The following is a 15,981-nucleotide window of genomic DNA, read 5'->3' on the forward strand; positions in this document are numbered from 1 at the left end:
GGGGGGTAGCCAATTTGAGCGGACATACCATCAAGCACCGCATCAGCAACGTAATCCGATCTTATCAATTGACTCGGATTTATTTCTATATGATTAGGAAAAATTTTATCCATCTGATATTTCATCTGAATGAAATTATAGTCCAAATAGCAAAACTGATTGATGAAGGGACGACGCTCATTAACAGTCACTATCTTTTCCGCGTGGTTTACTTTTTTCCCACGCTTAAGATTGTTTTTCAATTCTCGATCCCAGCGAATTCTCGACGAATGATTTTCGATGGTTTCCTCTATATCTTCATTGGAATTTTTCAGATCGTGCAAAGCCGCCATATATTCATTCGCCATCTCCTTACCATAACGATCACAATGATCGTAAGAAAAATTATAGAGCCAGTCATCGCGACCTGTTTTCAATCCATTTGAAAACAACTTGAAGATAGCATCGGCTTTTCCCGCCTTTGCTTCTTTAGAAATCGCCGGATAACAAGATTCGAAGGATTCATCTTTTTGGTTGATCCAGTCATGATACATATCCGGGGAAATCATCTGCCAACCATCGACACCGGCGATCGAACGCATGGTCTCAAGTAGACCTAGTTTTTCTTCGCGCTTTTTATAGTCACCGATATCATGATAGAGAATCCGGCAACCCTCATGACGGGCATCTGGATTCTTGATCCAAAGGGTGATCGCCACCGGTGCTCTCGATCCCGATCCGAAAACCTTACCTCCTTCCCGAAGAGATGTCTCGCCTTGGGTACGTTGATTTCCCCGCAGATTCAACACATAAACGCTGCTGAATTCCTTGGCAAAGCATGCCCGCAACCCCGAGTCCACATTGCCATCGATCCATGATCCATTGGTCACCATCGCGATGACACCGCGCTTGCCGATCCGATCAGAGGCCCAACGGATCGCCAGTTTATAGCTGTCATAAAGAGTGTTCTTGTTGCCGGCCTTGCTATATGCCGCATAAGTATTGCGAACCCTTTCTTCGATATCATGATAAGTGACATTTTGATTGTTCGCCGACCACGGCGGATTGCAAATAATCACCTCGATATCGATCTCTCGCTGGCGCGCGACCCGCTCGCTATTATCCGGCAGCCATCGGGCGGCAAGGCCATCTTTGTCGGCCAGCAGGTTGAAAGTATCGGTCAGTACGATACCGGGGAAGGGAGTGTATTCCCCTCCTCTTCGCTCTTTATAGGCAGACTCGATCTGCACCGCCCCGATATAGTATGCCAAAAGGACGATCTCGTTGGCGTGGATCTCTTCTCGATATTTGCGTTCGAGGTCGCGATCTCGGATCAGATCTTTCGATTGCAGCAAGCGCACGGGGAAAATTCCGGTGCCGGTGAAGGGATCGAAGATATGCACCCCTTCATCGCTCAAACGACGTCCGAATTCCTCATGTAAAGCATGATCGGCACTGTGCAAGATGAAATCGACCACTTGCACCGGGGTATAGACGATCCCCAAGCGCTCGGCATCTTTTTTCATCGCGATCTGGAAGAAATTCTCATAGAGATCCATCAATATCTGTTGGCGAGCGTCGGGGGTGTCGATATTGGCAACGCCGGTGCGCACGCTTTCATAGAAACGCTCGAGTCCGCGCAATTCGTTCTCGAGTCCGTAGTCGCCGAACTCCCGCCGCAGGCGATCCAACGCTTGGGCCACCGGATTTCCTTTGGTGAAATCATAACCATCGAAAAGGGCATCGAAGATCGGGCGCGTCAATATATGCTGGGCGAACATCTCGATCGCGCTGTCGAAATCGATCTCGTCGTTGATCTGGCTTTTGAGTTCTTCGTGAAAGGCTTCGAATCGATCGAGAAGATCTCGATGCCCTTCGCTTTCGAGCAGCGCTTTGATACGAACGACGAGGGATTTGAAAATATCGGCGACCTTGCCCGCCCATTCCTTCCAATAAAGCCGGTCGCCGCATTGCTTGACGATGCGGGCATGGATGAGATCGACCGGTAGATCGAGGGGCGGAAAGGGAAGATCGAAGTTCTCGCGTTCTTGTTCTTGCCCGTCGCCGCGGGCGAAGATGATGCGCTCCGGCAACCGTTTATTGAGGACGATCTGATTGATCTCGGCATCCAAGCGCTCGTCGTGGGAGCGCAAGGCGCGCAACACGCTCCACACCGCGGCGAATTCGTTGCCGGATTCCAAGACCGCCGCCGGATCTCTCCCGGCGGGGATCACCACCGGCAGCACGATATAACCGTATTCCTTCTCCGTACCCGGCGCCCGGCGCATCACGCGCCCCACCGCTTGCACCACATCCACCGTACTCTTGCGCTCGGCCATGAACAAAACGGCGTCGAGAGCCGGGACATCGACCCCCTCGGAAAGGCAACGGGCGTTGGAAAGAATATGACATTCGCCCTGCGGGACATTCTTCAAAGCCTCGATCCTCTTCTTTCGATCGAGGGCGTTGTGTTGACCGTCGACATGCGATGTTTGGCAGCGCAGAAACTCCTCTTTGCGCTCGGGGGGAAGATCGGCCTGCGCCCTTTCTACGATCTTGGGCCAATGCTTCTCCAACCGCTTGGAGTCGCCGATGGTGTTGGTAAAGGCGATCGCCCTTCGCAATGGTCGAGGCTTGGGGCGGGGCTCGGTTTGCGAATCGGGCCGAGACCGGCTCGATGCCTTGCCCGCAAGATTCTCCGGATCGTGCAACGCCCGCCAACAACCGACGATGCGGGCGGCATCGGACATTTTGATATCGCCACCCTCGTCCGCCAAATGCTCTTGCAAGGTTCGAGTGGCGGCGGCTTCGGAAAATGCCAGCACCACCACTCGATAATCGGAAAGCAAGCCTTGATTCAGAGCATCGGAAAAGGAAAGACGATGGAATTCGGGGCCGTAATCTTTGGGGTCGTCCATCGAAAACAAGCGCACTTCGTTTTCCCCGGCCTTGGTCTTGGTGGCTTCGGTATAGATCCTCGGGGTGGCGGTCATATAAAGACGTTTGACCCCGCGGATACGCTCTTGATCGTGCACCAGCACGAAGGGTGAGACTCGGGTCTTGTCTTTGACGCCGCTTGCGCTCACTCCGGTGGTGCGATGGGCTTCGTCGCACAGGATCAGATCGAATTCCGGGGCGCCCTTATCTTGGGCGCAAGCGATGAGCTCGAGGGATTGGTAGGTGCAAAAGACCACCCGCATCGCATCCGGCCTTGGTTGGATCAGGCTTCGTTGGATGGTCATTGCATCGGTGGTGACCGGAATTTCCAGTTCGACCAGCGAGGCATCCTCGTCATTGCGGCCGGCCTTGGTATCGGAGCAGATGCCGATATAACGATGCTCGATGCTCTTTTGCTCGGCAAAGGCCCGCATCGATTGCTGCATGAGGGAGATCGAGGGAACGAGATAGAGCACGCGGGCACCGATACCCGCCATCTCCTCGGCAAGCCTCAAGGCGGTGAAGGTCTTGCCGGTACCGCAGGCCATGATCAGGCGGCCGCGGTCATGGCTTGCGAAGCCTTTGCGGATATCGGCGATGGCTTGACTTTGATGAGCGCGAAGGCGGTGCTTGGCGGCCGAATCGGCGATGATGGATTCGGGCTCGTCTTGGGTCAAATCCGGCCAACGGACTTGGCTGTTGGCCAAGGTCGTATAGTCGATCACCGTGCAGGGGGGCTGCACGCCTTCGATCTTCTTGCGCGCCATCGCTCCCCATTCATCGCCGGTATCGATCACCATGCGGGAGGTGAACGGGGCGCGATTCGAGGCGGCGAGGAAGGAATCCAAAGCCGCGCTCGATATCCTCGTCTTCGATGAATGGAATTTGCACTGGATGGCGCAAAAGCCCTCGGAGTCTCGCTCCTTGGCCACCAGATCGATGCCCATATCCCGAGCATCGAAATCCGACCGATCGGATGCCCATTCACCCCATGAATAAACCTCTAAGAAGCGACCTGAATAAAGCGGATCGACGCTCAGCCATCGCTTCATCAGCCGCTCGAACAGCCGCCCTTGCATGACAAGGGTGTCGGATTTGCGCAGCCTTTGCAGTAAACCCTCGAAATCGTCGCTCGCCATCGCCCAATCTCCCCCCACCTTGGAATCGGCTTGGAAACTCATCTCTTCGATCCCGCGCTTCCTTGCATAGCACGAGAAAAAAGGGCTGGATGATACTTGCCATCAACTTTGATGAGGCATTTTACAAGGTTATGCGGGCATCGGGTCATGCATCTGCCCGCCGAAAGGGGTATCGAGTGCATTTGCCGAGTCAAAGCCTTATGTGGGGCTCGTTCCCGGGGTGTGGTGCACTCGGGCTATCGGCCCACATCCCTCCGGTGAAGGATGCTTGACAATACCTGCGAAATTTGGTAATGGTTGAGTCGTAGCCATCAATCACTTTGACTTCGGGAGATCGACCGATGCGTGAACTTACGATGATGATCGCATTCATGCTTGCCGGGTTTGTCGGCTCGGCTCACGCCGACGCTTCCTGCGATGCCCAAGGAGGCCCGCCGAGCGACTCGGCTTCGCTCGATAGCACCGGATGGATCGAGTATCAACCCGCCTCGAGCGAGCCGATCCAAACTGCCTCGACCGGCAACGGCGGACTTTTCGATGATGCCGATCTTTTTATCGCTCCCGAGTCAACACAGATTTGTGATACGAATGTCTTCGCTTGCTTTCACTTGCCGAACGAGGATCCATTGCTCGATACTGCCGAGCAGCAGCAGGCTATTCTTGTTATCTTGTTTGTCTACGGAGCGGTATGCGCCATCACGAACGGCGGTCCGGGCTGTGGCTAGTCGGCTCGCTCGGCAGCGCTGCGAGTGGGCTTGATCGCTCATCCCTTCTCATCGGGGTGGGAGTAGCCGATAAAGTTGCTTCCACCCCTTTTGCGATTGAAGGCAACCCGGAAAGGCCAACCCCAAAAACTTAAAGCCGAAAGCAATATCCTCATCGGCTGATATGAAGCACTCGAAGAAAAAGAAAATTCGAGATACTGCCACTACGGGAACGATGACCGCCAAGTACAAGCCAAAGCACAACGATTCGTACCGACTCTCCTCGTTTGCCTGCAAAATCCACATTCCCCGGCGCTTTGCCGGGTTTTTTATGTCCGTTCTCGATCTCTTTTTTGATCCTTCACGCGGGTGAAGATAAAGCGGCGAAAAAAAAACGAGCGTTCAACTGCTCGTCAAGGATCAAAAATACTCCGAGACCAAAGGATTTGTGTAGGTTCATGCCGTCACAAATCATCGCTTTCAACTCGCTATCTAATCATGCGATCAGTCATCATAGTTGAACTCAATACGGCTTTGAAGCAGTATTTCTTCAATCACGGGACCAGACTTTCCAGCGTCGGCAATTTCATCAAAGCGTTCTAACAAAACAGGAATATTGATGATCTCTTCAATGCAATCCATATAACGTTGGACCACTCTCTCCACACTAAGTATCCTTTTGGCTTGTTGCTCTATCTTTTCGTACAGAGTATCCGCCGATTCCGATGATTTGATGACGAAGGTAATAGGATATCTCTGAATTTTTTCAATATCAAGAAAATACTTCTTGACATCAGTTGTTTCCGTGACCTGAAAAAATCGCCCCAATGGACGCATAACGAAATCGATTCCACCATCGTTCGCATTGCATCGTCCTGTCTTATAAAGAAATAATGACTCTTCTGATATCTTATCAAGGCTCCAACCCCAATAGATAGACTGGCCAGCGAAGTACTCCTTCAAAATTCCAAAGCTAGCGATTTCGAATATGCGCGCATCCATACTTGGCTGAATCATAGATACAATGAATCGACGAATCGCAGTTGGATTTTCTGTCTTTATTTTCTGCATCTCTTGGCATGTCGTGATGAAAGACTCGAATGCATCTCGTTTTGCCTCAATGTATGAATCAATGATCTCAATCACCGCATTCGCAATATTGAATATCTTATTTGTGACTTCGATATTCAAAAGATTTTCATTGATCCAGTATTTGTTAGTTGTCACATCTCGGAGTATTGGAGTGAATTCACATACTTTGAAGTATTTTTCAAATTCTTTATTCATTCGGTGGTTGAGAGCATGATTTTGCAATTTTCCACCAAACGGCAGCTCACGCATGCGTCGAAGGAGATCAGTGAAACGCGCTCCCTCGTATTCTTTATATCCACCAAGCTCATGAAAGGATTTGGCTAGATAATCTTCAACCAGCACATAAATCGCATATATATTACCAAACGACGAGCGCGACTTCGATCCGCCGTGATGCAGATTTGGTTTTGATATTCAGATACTGAATCAATTCGCTGGTATGAAATACAGCCTTACCGCGATTCCCGAACGCGTCTTCAAGAATTCGTACAATCTCAGGCGTGAATTCGTGCTCCACGACAACTATTCCCCAAACAGCAATGGCTGGCTATCGGCTGGACGAGACGAGACCCCGTTGCGACGCACATAGGTCTTATTCGGTGCCTTGAGAGGGTAACCATCTAGCTCTTGTCCAAACCTGAGCCGCCGTAGGCCGATTTTCACATACTCCAATTCTCGTTCGATCCCGATGCTTTGTCTTCGAAGGCGCTGCGCGACGGCGCTGGTCGTGAATGTCCCGGAAAAAGGATCGAGGACGACATCGCCGGGATTGCTGCTGGCCTTGATGATGCGCTCCAACAAGGCTTCGGGTTTTTGAGAGGGATGCTCCTCGTATTCGGGCATGCGGTATCGCACTCTCGGGAAAAACCATGCATTGCCCGGCACCTTCGTTGTGCTGTATGGGGTCGGCTTTGACTTCCGGTAATCGATGAGATTCCTTGTGGCGCCGGTTCTGGCCTCGACCCTGATATCATCGGCGTTGAATGTATAGTTGCGCTCGTCTTTTACGCCGAACAGGATCGGTTCGTACATCGATCCGAATTTTTTCTTTGCTTGCACGCCGGAACTATCGTAGTGCCATACGATTCGAGCGAGAATCTTCAATCGCTCGCGCAGGTGAATATCCAAATAGGGCATGGATTGCGTGCTTGTCATGAGATAGAGGCTGCCGTTGGCCTTTAGTTTTCCGATACAGAGATTCAACCATTCCTCGCACCATTTGACGTACTCTTTGATCGATGGCCATTTATCTTCGAAGTCCATGAAGCGTTTGCCGATGTTGTAAGGGGGATCGGCGAAGACGAGATCGATCGAATTGTCCGGGATTTCACGATTCAATACCTCCAACGCTTCGCCATGGTAGATGCGATGCGTTTCATGCTCGAACGCTCTGATCGTCGTCTTTTGCATTGGTCTCTTCCTTGGCATCGATCACCGCACAGGTATTCGATGGCCCGCTTCGGTGCGATATGCCGCCACCGACAACCCACCCTCGACATGATGCAGATTTCAAAGCATCAAGAAAGCATTCCGGCGCTCTTTCAACGGCTCCCGTAGCAAAAACGCCTTGTCGATGAGACTCGAAAAGCACCGCAGACGGGTTGCCGCGGTCCAAAGAGCCAAGCGGATGGATATCTCGCCTTCGAATGCGCCACTGCTTGGCCGATTCAACTCATGATGCTGCCGAAACTCATCAACAAGGCAGGCAAGGACTCCCCGCTTTTATCAACCGGAGTTCAAAGCCTGGCTACGGATACGAACGCCCTCTTGCCCGATCACCGAGTCGAGCAGGCGGATCAGATCGTAGACGGTATCGATCGATGGGGTCGGGGTGTCGGTCAGGCGGGCCAGTTCGACGATGGCGCCGATGATCGCCGCCGCTTCCAAGGGCTTGCCGGCCTCGACATCCTGCAGCATCGAGGTCTTGTGCTTGCCCACCCGCTCGGCGCCGTCAATCCTTTTTTCGATCGATACCCGCAAGGTGATGCCGAGTTTATTGGCGATGGCCTCGGCCTCGGTCATGATGCGCGCAACGAGATCTCGCCCCGGCGGGCAAAGGCAAATATCGACCAAGGTGGCGTGGGTCAAGGCGCTGATGGGGTTGAAGGGCAGATTGCCCCATGCCTTCAGCCAGATTTCGGCGCGAATATCATCGAGTACCGGGGCTTTGAAGCCCGCATTTTTCAACGTTTTGGACAAGGACTCGACTCGTTTCGAGGCGGAGCCGTCGAGCTCTCCCACGGGAAAGCGCATCCCCTCGATATGGCGAATACACCCCGGGGCGGTGATTTCGGCCGCCGGATAGGCGATGCAGCCGACGATGCTCTCGGCGGGGATCGCCTGCGAGATCGCCCCTTCCGGATCGAGGGACCTTAAAACGGTGCCTTCCAAAGGCCCGCCATGACGCTGGAAATACCACCAAGGAATTCCATTTTGCACGGTGAGGACGATGGTTTCGGGGCCGATCAGACGGCGCAGGGGCTCGACGATGGGGGCGATCTGATGCGCCTTGACCGCCAGTATCACCAAGTCCTGCGGGCCGCATTCGCCCATATCGGCGGTGGCGGCGATATCGCTCGCCCGCTCCACGCTGCCGTCTTTGAAAGTCAGCTCGATACCCTTGGCCTTGATCGCTTCCAGATGCGCTCCCCTTGCGATCAAGCAAACCTCCTCGCCTGCCAGAGCGAGTTTGGCGCCCATCAAACCCCCGATGGCCCCGGCCCCTACCACGCAAATTCTCATCGATCGGATCTCCTGTTCATCAAATCGGTCCTCGATCAACCGCCACGATCTTTCTTTTCACCGGACGGCTTCCCAAGCGGATGATTGTGCACTGCAACAAGGGGAATTTGCAAGTATTTTCTATGGGTTAGGGGCGAACAGGCGGAGAAAAAACGCAAGGGATCGATCGCTCTTGATTTCTCATCGAGGAAGAATGCTTTGGATTAGGAAAATATATCAAGCGGCTTTCGATTGAGAAGGGGCCATAACGCTTGCGGAAAAAACTCGCTCGGCGAGGGAGGGCGAATCGACGAAGACACTCGGCGATGCTCGCTCGACAACCAGCGAGGGGGCGCTGAGACCCCCTTGGACGAAAAGCCTCGGAGGTTCCTCGAAATGCCCGCCTCGGCTTCGATGCCGACGAAAGAGTCTTCCTCTCTTCGGGGCTTTTTTCAGGCTTTTCTCAGGTGCCGAAACGATTCCCGAGCTCGATACCCGATTCAAGCGCCCAAGCCCCGGCGTCGACCTTCTTTTGCCCCTCGATCTGCAAGCGGCGGATCCGGATTTGACCGTCGGCGGTGGCCACGCAAAGGCTCGATTCGTCCTTGGCAAGGATCTGCCCCGGCTGAACGCTGCGAGGCGAAAGAATAGCCTCGGCGTCGAAGATATTCACCTTCTCGCCCTTGAAGGTGGTCCATGCTCCGGGCTGCGGATTCGAGCCTCGGATCAGATTGAATACCGAGGGGGTGGGCAGATGCCAGTTGATCTTGACGAGGTCGGGGCGACACCAGCCCTCGTAGGTTGCCAATGAGTGGTCTTGTTCGATCCGGGGGGCTTTGCCGTCTCGAACGAGATCGACGGCTTCGAGCATGGCCTCGACCCCCAAGGGATAGAGGTGATTGAAATAAAGCGTCCCCAGGGTGTGATCGTCCTCGATATTCACTTCCTTTTGCAGCAGGATCGGGCCTTCGTCGAGACCCTCGTCGGGCCAGAAGATCGTGAGGCCGGTTTTCTTTTCGCCCCAGATGATCGGCCAGTTGATCGAGCTCGGCCCGCGGTGGGAAGGCAATAAGGAAGGGTGGTACTGAATGGTGCCGTGGCGGGGAACGCCGAGCACCTTCTCGGGGACGAAAAGGGTGACATAAGCCATCACGCAAAGGTCGGGCGCAAGCGATGCCATCCGTTCCACGACCTCTTGCCCGCGATAGGAGCGGGGCTGGAAAAGGGGCAATCCTTTTTCCTGCGCGAAGGTCTTCAAGGGATCCGGACGGCGACCCTCCTTATCCGGGGCGCAATAGACCCCCACGATTTCCTCGCCCCTTTGTAAAAGGGATTGAAGCACGCTCTTGCCGAAATCCTGCTGACCGTTGACGATGATTCTCATGCTCGAAGACCTCCGGTTGCAAGGAGCGAAGCACCGGCAGGCCGGGCTTTTGGGGCGTGGTTTTGAAAAAGGATTCGAAAAGGGATTCGAAAGAGGATCGATCCCTCTAAGCGCGCAAGCGTTCGTTATGCGGATCCCGAACCGCTTCGCGCAAGCGTTTGGCCAGGCGCATCTCGCCCAAGATCTCGACTTGGAAGGCATCATCCTCCGCCCGCCTCGCCTCGACGTATGCGAAAGCCAAGCTCTTGCCGGTGCAGTGACCGAAGGCTCCGGAGGTCGTGATCCCGACGGGTCGGCCCTCATCCGAGGGGTCTGCGGAAAAGACCGGCTCGCCGCCATGGGCATCGCAATCGCCGGGCTCGACTTCGAGGTAGACGATGCGCTGATTGATATCGCCTTCTTTGGCGCCCTCCAACGCTCGCTTGCCGATGAAATCCTTCTTTTTGAAGTCCACGAATCGTTCGATACCCGATTCGAAGGGGCCGATCTCATTGGTGAGATCCGCTCCCCATCCCTTGTAGGCCTTCTCGATACGCAAGGAATCGACGGCGTAGGCTCCGAAATCCACGATGCCGAAGGCCTCCCCCGCCGACCGCAAAAGGTCATAGAGATCCGCAAGGTCTTCCATCGGGCAGTGCAGTTCCCAACCGAGCTCCCCGACATAGTTGACCCGCAAGGCTCGAAGGCGAACTCCGCCCACCGGAATCTCCCTTGCGCTCATCCAGCCAAAAGCGTCGTTATCGAGAGGATGGTGCGTCAGTTGCGCCAGCACATCGCGCGATTGAGGCCCTGCAAGCACCAACACGCCCCAATCGGGGGTTACCCGCTGGATGTGAACATCGCCTGCGAATCTTTCCGACTCGGAGAGGATATCGAGATCCCGCCGATCGGAGGTCGCCCCCGAGACCACATAGTAGAAATCCTCTTTTTCGGGAAAGCGGACGATCGTCGATTCCCCTCGAATACGACCGGCGTGGGAAAGGGCGTGGGCCAGCACCACCCGACCCGGTCGGGGCAGGCGATTGGCGAAAAGGACATCGAGAACGGCATGGGCGTCGCCGCCGGTGACCTCGTATTTGGCGAAACTCGACATATCGAAAATGCCGACCGCTTCGTGCACCGCCCGACACTCCTTCGCCACCACCTCGAAGACATTGTTATGACGAAAGCCCGGGGCTTCCTCTCGTGCGTCGAGGGAGAACCATTTCGGGCGCTCCCAGCCGTTGACCTCGGTATGCACCGCCCCCCGCGCGACGAGGGTATCGTGCACCGCCGATTGGATCGCCGGGCGCCCTGCCGGGCGCTCCTCGCCGGGCAGATGCAAGGCGTACATGTGCTCGTAGTCCTGACGGGATTTGGCGATGGTGTACTGCCCATCGGAATAATCGCCGAAGCGCCGCGGATCGAAAGAGGCCATGTTGATCTCGCTATCGCCGTGCACCATCCACTGCGCGAGATATTTGCCGCAGCCGGCGCCGGCGGCGATACCGATCGACGCCCCGCAGCAATGCCAGAAATTGCGCAGGCCGCCGGCCGGACCCAGCAAGGGATAGGAATCCGGCGTATGGGGAATCGCCCCGCAGACGATGCGCCGAATGCCGGCCTCGCGCCAGATCGGCATCCTTTCCATCACCCGCTCGATATAGGGCGAAAGGCGGTCGAGATCGGCCTCGAAGAGCTCGTTCTCGGCCTCCCATTCGGGATCGCCGTCGTTATGCTGCCAGCAGGTGGCGGCGTTCGCCGTCTCGTAGATGCCGATCAGCCCCGCCTTTTGCTCCTGACGGTAATAGGCGGAGGGCCAAGGATCGCGCATCACCACCATCTCTTCCGATCGTTCCACGAACTCATCGATGGGATCGGTGACGAGATAGGTATGTTCCATATTGGCGATCGGGACCTCGGTTCCGACCATCTCGCCGATCCGGCGGGCATAGCAACCGGCGGCGTTGACCACCATTTCGCAGACCACCGTGCCTTGATCGGTGATCACCTCCCATTCCCCGCTGCGGCGCTGCGCAAGATCCATCACCCGAGTGCGGCGGGTGATGGTCGCCCCCATCTGTCTCGCTCCGGCGGCCAAGGCGTTGCAGCAGCCGGCGGGATCGACATGGCCGTCGTTGGCGGTCCATGCCCCGGCGAGCACTCCGTCGAGATCGACGAAGGGGTTGAGGCGACGAATTTCCTCGGTATCGATGATCTCGCAGTGAAAACCCACCGATTTGCCGATCCCTTCGACCTGGCGGAACCAATCCAGTTCCTGATCTTTAAGGGCGAGGCGGATACCGCCGCAGCCATGCCAGCTGACATACTGCCCGGTCTTTTCTTCCAGCGTCGGATAGAGACGAATGCCGTAGTCATGGATTTTCGCCATGTTGTAATCGGCGATGAAGTTCGGGCATTGTCCGGCGGCATGCCAAGTCGAGCCGGAGGTCAACTCCCCCTTCTCCAGCAGCAGGATATCCCTCCAACCCTCCTCGGCGAGGTGGTAAAGGAGCGAGACTCCCATCATTCCCCCGCCGATGACGACCACTTTGGCATGCGTTTGCATCACGAAACCTCTTTATGCGGATTTTTATGCTGATTGACGAAGACGGGTCACATCGATACGCGGATCGATGCGGGTCGATCAGGATCGGTCCTCTCGGTCCTCGGCCAAGGCCGCCGCCAGCGCTTCGATATGTTCGATGCCAAGACCGCAGCAACCGCCGATGATCTGCACCCCCTCGCTCGCCCAGCGCCGACCGGCTTGCGCGAAATCATCGATGGGGATCACGTCGACGAATTGCCAATTGGGCATCTTGAAAAAACCGCTATCCGGGTAGGCCATCTTTATCTTGGAAAAACGACGCCCCAAACAGGCCAAGGCCGGGGTGACGACATGCGTCTTGGTATGCATGATGCCCGCAGCCTGCACTCCATCCAAGGAGATATCATCGAGCATCCGCTCGAACGATATATCGGGTCTGCTATAGGAAAAAAGCGCCGGTTCGCCTTCGCTCTCGGAGCCTTCCTCGAACCCGCCTCGACCGGCTTGCCCGGGGCGGGCCGAAAAACCGACCCAAAGCGGTAGCCCGGTGGATCTTGCGGCCTCGATCGCCGGATTGATGAAATCGGGATCGGACATCATCTCCAGCAACAACAGATCCACCCCGGCATCGGCGAGGGTCTCCGCCATCTCCCGAAAGCGTCCGGCGGCGATCTTGGCATCGGGAACCCGCTCCTTATCGCGCTGGGCGGTGCCCTTTTGTATCGGGACCTGATGGGACATCGATCCTGCAACCACCACCTCTTCTTCCGCCTGCGCCCGCTCCCGGGCGAGTTTGGCGATTCTGACCGCCGAACGGTTGAGCGAATCGAAGCGATCCCCCAAGCCTGCGGGATCGAGCATATTGCGGTTGGTGGAGAAGGTATTGGTGATGATCACCTGCGCCCCCGCCCGAATATAGTCCTCGTGCACATCGGCGAGGATCTCGGGCGATGTTTCGGTGGCCGTGGCGCACCACACCTGATCGTGCATCTTCGCGCCGCGACGTTCGAGCTCGGTTCCGGTCGCGCCGTCGATGACGACGCACTGACCCGATTGCAAGCGGGATTCGATCCTTCCCATCGGCCCCGAGGCGGGCGACCCGGCGGAATTCACGGAAGCATCGGCGGCAGAGATATCAGGGGACATGATTTTTCCACCTCTCAATCCAAAGGACGACAAGCATTCCTCGCGATCTAATCTGATCTGATCGAATCGAATCGAATCGAATCGTTTCGGGTTCCGAATTCACATATCCCGGATCGAAGCGTGCGCCTTGTCCAGGAACGCTTGTCTAGGAACGATCGCGCTCGATGGCTTGGATCATCGCCGAACGAATCTCAGGGGTGGGATCGGCGGCCCGGCGAGTTCGGTGATCGAAAAAGACGTTGACGCATTCGGCGCTTGCAAGGCAGCGACCATCTCGAAAGACGGCGTAGGCCGATTGCACGGAGCGATTCCCCACCGATACCAGCCGCCCGCCGATGCGCACCTCGCCGGGGTAGTTGGTCTCGTGCCAGAAGTTGATCGTCTGCCGGGCGAGCACGGTATCGAGCCACTCGGGCTTCGCCTTCATCAAATGCGTGAAAAAAGGCACCCGGGCGGCCTCGACCCATACCGAATAGGCGGAGTTGTTGACATGGCCCATGCGATCCTCATCGGCGAAACGGATGGTGATCGTCGTCCAATGCGAGTAGGAGGAGGGATCTTTGGGATCGAATCCGGCGCACTGCGCATCGCTCGAAGTCGTCTGAGTCATGGAGGATTTCCTCAAAATCGATTCACATTGTCCGAAATGTCGTTTTATCCGAAGCGGGCATCGATTTCGCCTTCGATGCGTGCGCATGCCGCTTGGTATATTTTCTCGGATGCTTCGTAGCCGATGGCCTTTCGTTGCGAATGCACGGCGGCGATCAAGGTGCTGCCGCTGCCGGCGAAGGGGTCGAAGACCGTCTGCCCTTGTGCGCTGAACATCTCCACGAATCGAACAAGCAAGTCGAGGGGCTTTTGGGTGGGATGGATCCGAATTTGGGGGGATGGCGATCGGTATTTGAAAACATTGTGAACGACGCCGTTGCCGTGGAACTTGGTGCCGGGGCGTTTGCCGACGACGATCGCCTCCCAAGCATTGACCGGTTTGTGTTTGGCATTGAAGGGAACCGGATTCGTCTTTTGCCATACGAGGGTGCCGACGGCGACGAATCGATGTTCTCGCAAACACGCTTGATAGGCGCCGATTTGGGCCTGCGCACAAAAACTCACGGTCCATCCCGATACCTTCGGGAGAACGATATTCAACCACTTCTCGGGATCGACCTCCTTATCCCAATCCCCGAAATTGCCTTTGGGCATGATGAAATCACGCCCGTTCGTGCGTAGGCGTCTGGGGATCTGGCTTTCGCAACCGTAAGGGGCGCTGATACCGTATGGCGGATCCGTCAAGAGCAGATCGATCGACTCGTTCGGCAATCGCCCTGCCGCCTGTACGCCATCGCCCTTGGCGAAGCGATAGTCCGGGCCTTCGAGGCAATCGTCGAATCGCTCGTCCTCGGTCTCGCTTTCGAGCATGCGATCGATGCTGCGGGCGATCGCGGCGGGATCGTCGGCGCGCACGACGGCTCCGCTATCGTCGAGGGCCAAGGTGCCCAAGTGGATGGATCGACCGTTGAATTTCTTGGTCGCCAAACTCACGAGCCACCCGCCGGATCCGGGATCCGAAACGGGACGGTGATGGCAAAGATATTCCCGATGCGTCGTGAAATTCGCCATCAGCCATTGATTGACCGTGGCCCGGATCTCGATCAGGGTCCTCGTATCGATATCGCTCATGATCGAATCGTCCGATGAATCGTCTATTTCGCCATTTCGGATAGCACCCGCTGCTTGAGCAGATCGACGGAGATTTCCTCGACCGGCTCATTGCCCTTGGGAGCGGCGAGACCGGCATGGAGCGTGGAAGAACGAGGGCTATCTCCACCGGAGGACGCGCTCGACGATGCCGCGCCTTTCGATCCCTCGCCTTCCGGCTCGGGCGGGATCATCCTTTGCGGCCATTTCACCACCGACTGCCCCGCCTGATTGACCTCGACCTTGTAGTGTCCCTGCCACCACCCCACGAAGGGATTGATATAGCGGCGCCCGTCTTTCCAAAACAGAAGATGCTCCTCCCCTACTTTGAATACGGGCATGCCTGCGACATGGATCACCGACCCGTCGGGCATCTCCCCGCCGACGAATTCCACGGTGATGGTGCGCTCGTCGTTGCCGCCTTTCCACCAGTTGAGCGAATCGAAACGCACTCTCGTGACCGGCAAGCCGTCTTGGGCGGCGTCGTGGACGACCGTGATATCGCCCACCGTTCCCACCGCGATCTTCTCGGCATCCTCGACGAGCTCGGGGAATTGCACCTGTATCACGCTGGCGGCCAGCGCGCTACCGACAAGGCAAATACCGATCAGCGAAAAAAGCGCTCGGATCACCATCTCCTGCCTCCTTTAAGGG

The 15,981-nt window shown here is 56.0% G+C and carries 11 protein-coding genes; 1 reads left to right on the plus strand and 10 read right to left on the minus strand.

The genetic code is table 11. From position 1 onward, the window contains the following. The coding region (locus BF99_RS0103155; RefSeq protein WP_051482754.1) for a restriction endonuclease at window positions 1–4,097 on the minus strand (4,097 nt) is incomplete at its 3' end. A 299-nt stretch (window positions 4,098–4,396) separates the two neighbouring features. Between BF99_RS0103155 and BF99_RS0103160 the strand changes: the two genes are divergently transcribed. Then, on the plus strand, window positions 4,397–4,780 hold the full coding sequence (locus tag BF99_RS0103160; protein ID WP_156013140.1) for a hypothetical protein: 384 nt from the start codon (window positions 4,397–4,399) through the stop codon (window positions 4,778–4,780). Between the two features lie 483 nt (window positions 4,781–5,263). Here the strand turns inward: BF99_RS0103160 and BF99_RS20095 are convergent, their stop codons facing one another. The 9 genes from BF99_RS20095 to BF99_RS0103220 form a co-directional block, all read right to left on the minus strand. After that, a complete protein-coding gene (locus BF99_RS20095; protein ID WP_197019024.1) occupies window positions 5,264–6,193 on the minus strand; it encodes a hypothetical protein in 930 nt (309 codons plus the stop codon). A 180-nt stretch (window positions 6,194–6,373) separates the two neighbouring features. Next, the gene (gene yhdJ, locus BF99_RS0103175) at window positions 6,374–7,261 is read right to left on the minus strand and encodes an adenine-specific DNA-methyltransferase (RefSeq protein ID WP_051482755.1); all 888 of its coding nucleotides are present in this window, start codon (window positions 7,259–7,261) and stop codon (window positions 6,374–6,376) included. 315 nt (window positions 7,262–7,576) lie between these two features. Beyond that, complete coding sequence (locus BF99_RS0103185) at window positions 7,577–8,593, minus strand: 2-dehydropantoate 2-reductase (RefSeq protein WP_025769728.1); 1,017 nt, start codon at window positions 8,591–8,593, stop codon at window positions 7,577–7,579. Between the two features lie 442 nt (window positions 8,594–9,035). Further along, the gene (locus BF99_RS0103195) at window positions 9,036–9,956 is read right to left on the minus strand and encodes a methionyl-tRNA formyltransferase (RefSeq protein ID WP_025769730.1); all 921 of its coding nucleotides are present in this window, start codon (window positions 9,954–9,956) and stop codon (window positions 9,036–9,038) included. A 106-nt stretch (window positions 9,957–10,062) separates the two neighbouring features. Further along, window positions 10,063–12,504, minus strand: coding sequence for a GcvT family protein (locus BF99_RS0103200; RefSeq protein ID WP_025769731.1), 2,442 nt, complete (start codon window positions 12,502–12,504; stop codon window positions 10,063–10,065). A 78-nt stretch (window positions 12,505–12,582) separates the two neighbouring features. Beyond that, a complete protein-coding gene (locus BF99_RS0103205) occupies window positions 12,583–13,629 on the minus strand; it encodes a homocysteine S-methyltransferase family protein (RefSeq protein WP_025769732.1) in 1,047 nt (348 codons plus the stop codon). A 145-nt stretch (window positions 13,630–13,774) separates the two neighbouring features. Continuing rightward, the gene (locus BF99_RS21790) at window positions 13,775–14,239 is read right to left on the minus strand and encodes an acyl-CoA thioesterase (RefSeq protein ID WP_025769733.1); all 465 of its coding nucleotides are present in this window, start codon (window positions 14,237–14,239) and stop codon (window positions 13,775–13,777) included. Between the two features lie 44 nt (window positions 14,240–14,283). Next, window positions 14,284–15,309 carry a DNA-methyltransferase gene (locus BF99_RS0103215; protein WP_025769734.1) on the minus strand — a complete coding sequence of 342 codons (1,026 nt, stop codon included), beginning with the start codon at window positions 15,307–15,309 and terminating at the stop codon, window positions 14,284–14,286. 23 nt (window positions 15,310–15,332) lie between these two features. Further along, window positions 15,333–15,962 (minus strand): hypothetical protein, encoded by a 630-nt coding sequence (locus tag BF99_RS0103220; RefSeq protein WP_025769735.1) that lies wholly within the window; start codon window positions 15,960–15,962, stop codon window positions 15,333–15,335. Window positions 15,963–15,981 lie beyond the last annotated feature (19 nt).

This window comes from Thioalkalivibrio sp. HK1 (assembly GCA_000583135.1).
Classification (GTDB): domain Bacteria; phylum Pseudomonadota; class Gammaproteobacteria; order HK1; family HK1; genus HK1.